At 72.4% G+C, this 10,168-nt stretch carries 8 protein-coding genes; 5 read left to right on the forward strand and 3 right to left on the reverse strand.

What is annotated here, in order from left to right:
* Window positions 1–15 precede the first annotated feature (15 nt).
* Window positions 16–639: a hypothetical protein gene (locus FNH04_RS33275; RefSeq protein WP_322724569.1), complete on the reverse strand. Its 624-nt coding sequence runs from the start codon at window positions 637–639 to the stop codon at window positions 16–18.
* 313 nt (window positions 640–952) lie between these two features.
* Between FNH04_RS33275 and FNH04_RS33280 the strand changes: the two genes are divergently transcribed.
* On the forward strand, window positions 953–4,045 hold the full coding sequence (locus tag FNH04_RS33280) for a helix-turn-helix transcriptional regulator (protein ID WP_322724570.1): 3,093 nt from the start codon (window positions 953–955) through the stop codon (window positions 4,043–4,045).
* Between the two features lie 191 nt (window positions 4,046–4,236).
* Entirely contained in the window at window positions 4,237–4,962 is a 726-nt protein-coding gene (locus FNH04_RS33285; protein WP_152789573.1) for a copper homeostasis protein CutC, read from the forward strand.
* Between the two features lie 97 nt (window positions 4,963–5,059).
* Here the strand turns inward: FNH04_RS33285 and FNH04_RS33290 are convergent, their stop codons facing one another.
* Window positions 5,060–6,100, reverse strand: coding sequence for an NAD(P)-dependent alcohol dehydrogenase (locus tag FNH04_RS33290; RefSeq protein WP_228031758.1), 1,041 nt, complete (start codon window positions 6,098–6,100; stop codon window positions 5,060–5,062).
* Between the two features lie 136 nt (window positions 6,101–6,236).
* Between FNH04_RS33290 and FNH04_RS33295 the strand changes: the two genes are divergently transcribed.
* From FNH04_RS33295 to FNH04_RS33305, 3 genes are all read left to right on the forward strand, one after another.
* Window positions 6,237–6,902, forward strand: coding sequence for a TetR/AcrR family transcriptional regulator (locus tag FNH04_RS33295; RefSeq protein WP_322724573.1), 666 nt, complete (start codon window positions 6,237–6,239; stop codon window positions 6,900–6,902).
* A 106-nt stretch (window positions 6,903–7,008) separates the two neighbouring features.
* Window positions 7,009–7,413 carry a cupin domain-containing protein gene (locus FNH04_RS33300; protein ID WP_152789579.1) on the forward strand — a complete coding sequence of 135 codons (405 nt, stop codon included), beginning with the start codon at window positions 7,009–7,011 and terminating at the stop codon, window positions 7,411–7,413.
* A gap of 7 nt (window positions 7,414–7,420) precedes the next feature.
* The gene (locus FNH04_RS33305; RefSeq protein WP_152789574.1) at window positions 7,421–7,879 is read left to right on the forward strand and encodes a TIGR03618 family F420-dependent PPOX class oxidoreductase; all 459 of its coding nucleotides are present in this window, start codon (window positions 7,421–7,423) and stop codon (window positions 7,877–7,879) included.
* 66 nt (window positions 7,880–7,945) lie between these two features.
* Here FNH04_RS33305 and FNH04_RS33310 read toward each other — a convergent pair whose 3' ends face one another.
* Entirely contained in the window at window positions 7,946–9,985 is a 2,040-nt protein-coding gene (locus FNH04_RS33310) for a HelD family protein (protein WP_152789575.1), read from the reverse strand.
* Between the last annotated feature and the right edge of the window lie 183 nt (window positions 9,986–10,168).

Raw genomic sequence — 10,168 nt, forward strand, 5'->3', positions numbered from 1 at the left:
GCTGAAGGCTGAAGACTACGGCGCGATGAAGGGCTTGACGCGCTTGCGGTAGTCCTTGGGCCGCACCTCGTTGTAGTACTTGTCCTTGTCCTCGCCCTCCGAGGTCAGCATGTACACCGGGCACTCGTCGGACTTGGCCTCACCCGTGTGCTTGTACAGCTCCTTGCCCGTGCGCGCCTCGACGATCCGCAGGCGGTACGAGGTGTTGTACGTACGGATCTTCAGCGGCTTCCCGTCGTCTGTCTCCATGTCGCACACCTTGCCGGTCGCGGTCGCCTTGGTGCGGTTCTCCAGGCAGACGACCAGCTCGGCGTCGGCCGGCTTGTCCGAGTAGCCGAGGAACCAGCCCTTGGGGAAGTCGCCGGAGGGCGGCTCGAACTGCGACCAGGTGTCTCCGGAGTTGTTCATGAGCATCGCCGGGTGCACGGTCTTCTTCGTACGGTCGTAGGCGGGCATCCCCGAGAAACCGAGCCCGTCAGTGCACACCCGTTCCAGGTCCAGGGTGGACTCCGGAACCTCCGGTCCGTCCGCCGCCGAGCCCTTCGATGACGACTTGCCGGTGCCCCCTCCCGTGCCTCCGGTCGTGCCTCCGGTGAGCGACGAGCATCCGCACAGGGCCACGCCCAGAAGCCCGGCCACGGCCCATTTCCCAGCACGCTGCATTGACGGCATTGACGGCATTGACGACCCCCCCCATCGACGAAAGAACAAGCAAGCAGGCAGGGCATGTCCCCCGGGCCATGCCCTGTCCCCCCTGCCCTGCCGGAGAACAGCGTGCCGTCCGCCCGCTGCCGGGGACATCGGGGATGAGCCCCCATGTAGTTCTGCGGCGCCTGTGAACCGTGGGTACTACGCTGTACGGACTCGAAGGAGTATTCGACGAGCGCCGGCGGGGACATCCCGGAAACGGGCGAAGTGGGCGAAGTGGGCGGAGAGGTCGCAGGGGGCCTGAGTGTCGTCGTTGTCGTCACCGGAACTGGTCGGCAGAGAACCGGAACGGGACCTTCTGACCGCGGCCGTCCGGTCGGCGGGCGAAGGGCGTGGCTCGTCGGTGTTCGTGCTGGGCGAGCCGGGCATCGGCAAGTCACGGCTCGTCGACGAGGCCGCCTCCTCAGCCGTACGCGCCGGGTTACGGGTGCTGCGCGGGCGGGCCGCGTCGGCCGGGCGTGCCGTGCCGCTGCGCCCGCTGGCGGAGGCCGTGTTCTCCGGACTGCGCGGCGAAGGGGCGCCCGCGGACGGCGACTTGGGCCCCTATGAGCCGCTGCTGTCACGGCTGTGCGGACTGGCACCGCAGGACGGCGCGCCACTCGTGGGGTACGCCGAGGCGGTGCTGCGGCTTCTGGGTGTCCTCGGACGCGCCGGCGGCTGTGTCCTGGTGCTGGAGGACCTGCACGACGCGGACGCCGACACGCTCACCATCGTCGACTACCTCACGGACAACCTCTCCGGCCAGCGCGCCGTCCTGCTGGCCACCCTGCGCAGTGGGCCCGGACCGGCCCTCGACCTCGCCGAGGCCGCCGCGTCCCGTCGTACGGCCCGCACCGTGCGCCTCGCCCGCCTCGCACCCGCCCACACCGCGGAACTGGCCGCCCGCTGTCTGGGCCACGACGACGCGGGCGCGGTACCGGCCGCCGTACTGGACCGCCTGCAAGCCGTCTCCGAAGGTGTCCCCTTCGTCGTGGAGGAACTGCTGCGTGCCATGGTCGACAGCGGCGATCTCGTCCATCGGCAGGGCCCTGGCTGGACGGTGACCGGCGCGCTGAACGCCGGCGTACCCGCGACGGTCGCAGCCGCGGTCCTCCAGCGCGTGGACCACCTGGAACCGTCCGGAGTCGCGCTCCTGGAAGCCGCGGCCGTCCTGGGCAGGCGCTTCCCCGTGGACATCGCCGCCCGCGTCGCCGGACTCGACCGGACGACGGCGCTCCGCCAGCTGCGGTACGCGGCACGCGTGCACCTGGTCGCCGACGGCAGCACCTATGGCACCAATGGCATCACCAATGGCACCACCTACGGCACCACCGACGACCTCACCGCGGAGGAGCCCGGCTGGCACACCTTCCGTCACGCCCTGACCGCCGACGCCATCGCCCACCGGCTGCTGCCCGCGGAGCGGGTGGCGCTCTGCCTCGCCGCCGCCGACGCGATCGAGTCCGCCCACGCGCGCCACGCGACCGAGTCCGCCGACGCGCCGGAGCAGGGGCCGGGAGGCGCAGGCCGGCCCGGGGAGCCCCGCGGGCTGATGGGCGGTGACTCGGGCGACGACCTGTACCGCCTGGCCGCGGAGCTGTGCGTCGCGGGCGGGCAGCGGGCACGGGCCGCCGTACTGCTCACCCGGGCCGGGCGGCAGGCGGTCCTGCGGGGCGCGCTGCTGACCGCGGTGGAACTCCTCGACCGGGGCCTGGAGCTGACCGCCGACGCCGTGGACGCCCCGCCCGAGGCCGTGGCTCGGCTGTTGGAGGAACTGCTGAGGACACTCGTCCTCACGGGCGACGTCCAGCGCGTCCCGGAGCTCGGCGACCGGCTGGACCAGGTCCTGACCGTGTGGGGCGCTCCGCCCGCCCGGCGTGCCGCGGGTTTCCTCACGCGGGCCGGGGCCGCGGCCACCGTCCAGCGGTGGGAGGAGGGCCTGACCGCCGTCCGGCGGGCGCGGGAGTTACTCGGAGCCGAGCCCGACCCGGCGTCCCGCGCCGCCCTGGACGCGGTCGCCGCGCACCTGGTGCTCAATTCGCAGCGCCCGGACCGGCGGGAGACCGCCATGGCCCTGGCCGAAGGAGCCGTGGCGACCGCCGAGGCGGTCGGGCTGCCGGAGGTGAGCTGCAAGGCGCTGAACATGCTCGGGTACTGCCTGAGGCCCCTGGACCTGGCCAAGACGGAAGAAGTGTTCGAACGCCTGGTGGCCACGGCCGAGGCCCACGCGCTGCCGGTCTGGCGGATACGCGGCCTGCTCGAACTCGGCGCGCTCGACCGGATCCGGTTCAGCGGGACCGAGCGGCTGCTGGCCGCGCGGAAGGCGGCCGAGGAGACCGGCGCGGTGCTCATGACGGCCTGGGCCGACATGCATCTGGCGCTGGCCCATCTGCTGCGCGACGACCAGGACAGAGCCACGGAGTCCGCCCGGCGGCTCCGGACGACGGCCCGCAGGCTGCGCCTGCACGAGGTGGAACTGCTCGGCGCCGGAGTGGACGCCATCATCGCCACCATCCGTGGGGAGAGGGAGAAGCTCCAGGCCGCGCTGCACGTGCTGGAGAGCGCGCTGGCCGACGGGAGCGCCGGGGCGGTCTGGGGCTACGCCGACACCTCCGTGTGGGGCTGGGCCCGGGGTGTCTGCTCCCTGCTGCGGGAGGAACACGCCAGGGCGATGGCCGAGTTCACGGAGGCGGACCAGGTCATGCGGGCGCTGCCCAGCACCCGGGGGGTCACCGGTTTCCTGGGCCCGTACCTGCTTCTGCGCACCGTACGGGGTGCGGCCGGCTGGGCGGAGCTGGACGGGGCGGTCACGGACCGGCTCACCGAGGTCCACTGGGACCGGCCCTTCGTCGGCTGGTCGCGGGCCGTGCTGCTGGGCCGCGAAGGCCGGTCCGCCGAGGCCGCGAAGGCTGCCGAGGAGGCCCTGGCCGGGACCGACGCCATCCCCCTGGCCCGCCACCTGTGCCTGCGCCTGGGTGCTCAGGCGGCACTCGCCGACAGCTGGGGGCGGCCCGTCGAGTGGCTGAGCGCCGCCGAGCAGTTCTTCCACGACCGGGGCACGACACGGGTGTCGGCCGCCTGCCGCGCCCTGCTGCGGGAAGCCGGCTCCCCGGTTCCCCGCCGCCGCCAGGGCCACGACACGATTCCGCGGGAGCTGCGGCAGGCCGGGGTGACCGCGCGGGAGTACGAGGTGCTGCGCCTGCTCGGCCGCGGGCTCGGCAACCAGGAGATCGCCGAGTACCTCTTCCTCTCGCCCCGCACCGTCGAGAAACACCTCGCGAGCCTCAGGAACCGCACCGGCCGGAGCGACCGGTCCGCCCTGATCGCCCTGGCCCGCCGGTACGCGGACGGGCGCTGACCTTCCGGCGTACGGCTGACCCGTTGCTCTCCGGCGTACGGCCGACCCGTTGCTCTCCGGCGTACGGCCCGCCCCGTTGCGCGAGAGCGCGCCCCGCCGTCGTACCCTGAGATTGGACTAGACCTTTAGGGCTGTCGGTGGAACCATCAGTCGCTCTCACGGGAATCAAGAGACATAACGGAAGGGGTCCTATGCCTACGCCTGCGCGTGCGGTCCTGGAGGTGATCGCCCTCGATGTCGAGGACGCGATCGCCGCTCGGGCCGGAGGGGCCGACCGGCTCGAGGTGGTGGCCGACATGGCCGCGGACGGGCTCACACCGGGGGTCCGGGTGGTCGCCGGGATCCGGGAGGCCGTGGAGATTCCCGCCCGGGTGATGGTGCGCCGGGCCGACGGGTTCGCCGCCGGGGACGTCGAGGGGCTCGTACGGGCTGTACGGGAGTTGCGGGCCGCCGGGGCCGAGGAGTTCGTGCTCGGGTTCCTCGCGGAGCACGGGGGGCCTGATGTGGACGCCGTCGAGCGGGTCGTGGACGCGCTGGACGGGTACCCGTGGACCTTCCACCGGGCCATCGACCGGGCCGTCGACCGCGACGCCCTGCGCAAGCAGCTCGCCGACCTGCCGGGTCTCGACACCTATCTGACCGCGGGGTCCGCCGAGGGCGTCGATGACGGGCTGCCGGTCCTCCTCGCCGAGGCCGGCCGCAGCGGGGAGCCCGGTTACACGCAGCGGCTGCTCGTCGGCGGTGGCCTGCGCCTGGACCACGTCCCGACGCTGCGCGCCGGCGGTGTCGACGCCTTCCACGTCGGAGGCGCCGTGCGGCCGGGAGGCTGGAGCGCGCCGGTCTCCGCGGAGGCGGTGCGGGAGTGGCGTACGGCGCTGGATGCCCGGGGCCTGTCCGGCGGATCGGGGCCTGGGTGAGGGCGGGATTCCGGTGCGCTGTCGGCACACGATGACGCTGTCGGCCCAGGCCGGCGGGAACCCGGCGGGAACAGCGCTCCGGTGTCGGCCCGTGCCGTCACTCGGCGGGCAGCGTGAGCGCCAGCTTGCCGATGACGTGGCCGTCGAGGAGACAGCGGATGGCCGCGGCGGTCTCGGCCAGCGGGTAGACACGGTGCACGAGCGGGCTGAGCGTGCCCGCGTCGATGAGCGCGGTCAGGTCGCGCAGCCCGTCGGCGTGCTCGGAGGCGATGAAGGTGCCGAGGTGCTGGCCGGTGAACGGGGACAGCAGCATTGCGCGGAGCTGCCGGTCGGTGCCGCCGAGCCAGGCGCCGTTCGTCTCACCGCCCGTGATGACCAGCCTGCCGCGGGGGGTGAGGGCGCGGCGCAGATCCCGCAGACCGCGGTTGCCCGCGATGTCGATGATGACGTCGTAGCGTCGCGGGCCGGCGAGGAAGTCCTCACGGGTGTAGTCGATGACGTCGTCGGCGCCCAGGGCGCGTACGGCGTCGACCTTGGGAGTGCTCGCGACGGCCGTGACCCGCGCCCCGGCGGCGTGGGCGAGCTGGACGGCGAAGGTGCCCACGCCGCCGGCCGCTCCCGTGATCAGCACCTGCTGCCCCTTCTCGACCTTGCCCTTGTCGCGCACCGCCTGCAGTGAGGTGAGCGCGCTGACGGGTACCGTCGCCGCCTCCTCGAAGGTGAGGCCGGCCGGTTTGGGGGCGATCCTGTCGGGGCGGGCGGCGACGTAGTCGGCGAACGCGGCGACTGCCGTGCCGTAGACCTCGTCGCCGGGCGCGAACCCGGTCACGTCGGAGCCGACCGCCTCGACTACACCGGCGATGTTGCGGCCGGGGTTCGGGAGCTTCGGCCCGCGCAGGCCGCTCACGGGCCGGACCGCGTACGGCAGACCGGCCATCATGTGCCAGGTGCCCCGGTCCACGCTGGAGGCGCGCACCCGCACCAGTACCTCGCCGGGCCCGATACCGGGCCTGGCGCGTCGCGCCGTGCGCAGCACGGCTTCCGGCTCGGCGCCGTATCGCTCCTGCACGACGGACGTCATCGTCCTGGTCTCACTGGTCTCACTGGTCTCATCGGCGGTCGGGGTCGGCTCGTTCATGTTCCGCATCGTCGCTGCTCCGGGTTCGTCTCCACCGAGCACTTACGGCGTAAGCGCACACTTACGCTGTAAGTACAGCACTTACGCCGTAAGCTCGTCAACGCTTGGAGACCGCGAGAGGAAGTGACCGCCCACCGTGACCCGACGTACCACCCCGCAGCCGGCCCGCGAGACGCTCACCCGGCAGCGGGTGCTGCGCGCCGCCGTCGAACTCGCCGACACCGGCGGCCTGGAGACGCTGAGCATGCGCAAGCTCGGCGAGGCCGTCGGAGTCGAGGCGATGTCCCTGTACAACCACGTGGCCAACAAGGAGGACCTGCTCGACGGCATGGTCGACCTGGTCTTCGGTGAGGTCGAACTGCCCACACCGGGCGACGACTGGCGCCAGGCGATGCGGAAGCGGGCGATCTCCATGCGCCACGCGCTGTCCCGGCACCGCTGGGCGATCGGGCTGATGGAGTCGCGGTCCACTCCGGGACCCGCCACTCTGCGTCACCACGACGTCGTTCTGGGCTGCCTGCGGCAGGGCGGGTTCTCGCTCACCCTGACCGCTCACGCCGTCTCGGTCCTCGACAGCTACATCTACGGGTTCGCCCTGCAGGAGAAGACGCTGCCCTTCGACACCCCGGACGAGACCGCCGAACTGGCGGAGTCCATCATGAGCGGCTTCGGCGACGGCGAGTACCCGTATCTGACCGAGATCGCGACCGCCCACGTCATGCGCCCCGGATACGCCTACGGTGACGAGTTCGAGTTCGGGCTGGACCTCATCCTCGACGGTCTGCAGCAGGCGGCGGGCTGACGAGTTCGCCGACGCGCCACCGGATCGCCGCTACAACCCGGCCGACGGGCGGGTGTTAGCGTTCGACCGCATGGACGACGGCTTGGACGACGGCTTGGGTGACCGCTTGGACGACAGCGTGTACGTGGGCAACGCCGGCAGGGACGCGGCACTGGACCGCGGATGGCTGCTCGGCCACTTCAAGGCGGACGGCGATCCCCGCCAGAGCGACGCGGTGGAGGTCAAGTGGGGCGTCCACCCCCGTGGTGACGAGCGATCCGAGTGGGTGCGGGGCGAGGAGCGCACCGCTCTGCTGGTTCTGATCAGCGGTCGCTTCCGCGTCGAGCTTCCCGGCCGCAGCGTGCTGCTGGAACGGCAGGGCGACTACGTCGTATGGGGCAAGGGCGTGGACCACTCCTGGATCGCGGAGGAGGAGTCGGTGGTGCTGACCGTGCGCTGGCCGTCCGTTCCCGGGTACGCGGTGCCGCAGGAGTCCGTTGCCGTGGAATGCCGGGAGCCGTACGGGAGTTGATCACGGCATGACTCAAGGACCCGCGCCCCGCACCCTGTCCGACGACGCCTTGTCCGATCTGCTGGGCAGACAGCAGTTCGGAACCCTCGCCACCAACAAGCGCAGTGGCCACCCCCATCTGACCACCATGCTGTACGGCTGGGACCCCGATGCCCGCATCGTGCGGTTCTCCACCACGGCGGACCGCGTCAAGGTCAAACACCTGCGGCGCGACCCGCGCGCGGCTCTCCATGTGCCCGGCGGTGACGTGTGGTCGTTCGCCGTCGCCGAGGGCGAGGCGGAGGTCTCCGGGATCACGACCGTTCCGGGCGACGCGGTCGGGCGGGAGCTGCTCGCGATGATCCCGGAGGCCGCGAAGCCGGAGGACGAGGACGCGTTCCTGGAGCAGCTGGTGGCCGAGCGCCGGGTCGTCATCCGGCTGAAGGTGGGCCGGCTGTACGGGACGGCGCTCGACGTCGACGGCTGAAGCCGGCCGGGTTCGTGCAGCCCCTGAGAGGGCGCGAGGGCGCGTCCGGCCGGCTTCCCGTACGGCTCAGACCAGTTGCGGTGGCAGCGGTGCCGCGTGCGTCACGATCAGGCCCGAGACCGCTCGCGTGAGCGCCACGTACAGGCGGCGCAGGCCGGTGCGTTCGTCGGGCTCGCCGTCGACGACCGCCCGGGGCTCGTCGAGGACCACGTAGTCGTACTCCAGACCCTTGGCCAGCGACGCCGGTACGAGCGTGAGGCGGGTCTCGTGCGTCGTCTCCTCGCCGGGGCCGAGGAAGCCGAGGCCGGCCGTCGTGAGCGCTTCCGCCAGGGCGGGGACGCGGGCGTCGGCGGCGATGAGGCCGATCGAGCCCTCGTGGCGGAGTGACTCTTCGCAGGCGGCGACCACCTCGGCGTCGGACGTGACCGGACGGAGCTCGAAGAAGCCCGGGTTCTCACGGACCGACGCCACCGGGGTCAGCCCGGGCGCGATATGGGGGAGCAGGCGGGAGGCGTACGTGATGACGTCCGTGGGGACACGGAAGCCGGCCGTGAGCTCCTCGACGACGGCGTCCCCCTTGCCGAGGTGGCCGAGTGCCTCCTCCCAACTCCGCGTCGCCCAGGGCGTGGTGCCCTGGGCCAGGTCGCCGAGGACGGTCGCGGAACCGGTGGTGCAGCGGCGGCCCACCGCCCGGTACTGCATGGGCGAGAGGTCCTGCGCCTCGTCGAGCACCACATGGCCGAGCGAGTGCGTGCGCTGCACGAGGTCGGTCGCCTCGTCGATCAGTACGGCGTCCGCGGCCGACCACCTGGCCGACTTCACCGACCGTACGGGCCTCGCCCACAGGACCGTCTTCTGCTCGTCGGCGGTGAGGATCCCGTCCGCGTGTACGGCCAGGAAGTCCGCGTCCGTGAGCAGGCGCAGCACGAGCTTCGCCGGGTCCACGGGCGGCCAGATCGCCTTGACGGCCGCCTTCACGGCGGGGTTGCGGGCCACGGCGTCCTGCACGCGGTCGTCCGGCGCCTCGCCCGAGCGCTCCATCTGCACCAGCACCGCGTGCGCGATCCGCTGCGGCAGCGCGTCGCGGGCGGCGCCGTAGCGGATGTCCCGGTCGAGCAACTCCCGGACCATGTCCTCCAGTTCGTACGCCGGTACGCGCCAGCGCCGTGATCCGCGCACCACGACCACCGGCTCGGTGGGCGGGGTGACGTGCGAGCGGACGGCGCGGCGCAGCACCTGGGCCATCCGGGCGTCGCCCTTGACGACGGCGGCGTCCGCGTCGTCGGTGCCGCGCACCTCGACATGCGCCACGAGGTCGTCCACGGTCGCCTGCTTGACCTCCAGCTCGCCCAGCGCGGGCAGCACCTGCTCGATGTAGTGGAGGAACGAGCGGTTCGGCCCGATGACGAGGGTGCCGGTGCGGGCGAGGCGCTCGCGGTAGGCGTAGAGGAGGTACGCGACCCGGTGCAGACCGACGGCGGTCTTCCCGGTGCCGGGTCCTCCCTGCACGCACACCGTGCCGCCCAGCCCGCTGCGGACGATCTCGTCCTGCTCCGGCTGGATGGTCGCCACGATGTCGCGCATCGGGCCGACGCGGGGACGCTCGATCTCCTGCTGGAGCAGCTTGCTGGTGGTGGCCGCCTCGGTGGGGTCGGAGAGGTGCTCGTCCTCGTACGCGCTGAGGTCGCCGCCCGTGTAGCCGAAGCGGCGGCGCAGGCCGATGTCCATCGGGGCCCGTTTGGAGGCCCGGTAGAACGGCTGTGACACGGGCGCGCGCCAGTCGATGACCATGGGGTCGCCCGCGGAGTCGTGCACATGACGGCGCCCGATGTAGAACCGCTCCCCTTCCGCGCCCTCCGCCTGATCGGCCTTCGGCGCGTGCAGGTAGTCGAGGCGGCCGAAGAAGAGGGGGGTGTGGCTGAGGTCGGCGAGGGCCTTGATGCGCTCACTGATCTGGTGCTGGAGCGCCTCGGCGTTCACCCAGTTCGCGGTGACGTCTCTGATGTCGAGCGACTCCACGTCCTCCCGCATGGTGCGGAGCGCGGACCGCGAGGCGCTGAGGTGGGCGCGTTCGCGGGCGAGGGGATCGTCGGCCGATCTGGACAAGGGGGTGCCTCCGGGGGCCTGCTGGGGGTGTGCGTCGGTGGACGCCGACGGGTGTGCGGTCGGTAAGGCAGACCGGCGTACGTCGGTGAGAGCCGACCGGTTTCCGTCCGGACGGCGGCGCTCCGGGAGGGAGGCGGGCAAGAGCGGAGATTCTAGGTGAGGCGGGGGGAGGTCGCGAACGAA

Origin of the sequence: Streptomyces phyllanthi (assembly GCF_009377205.1) — a bacterium.
GTDB lineage: Bacteria > Actinomycetota > Actinomycetes > Streptomycetales > Streptomycetaceae > Streptomyces > Streptomyces phyllanthi.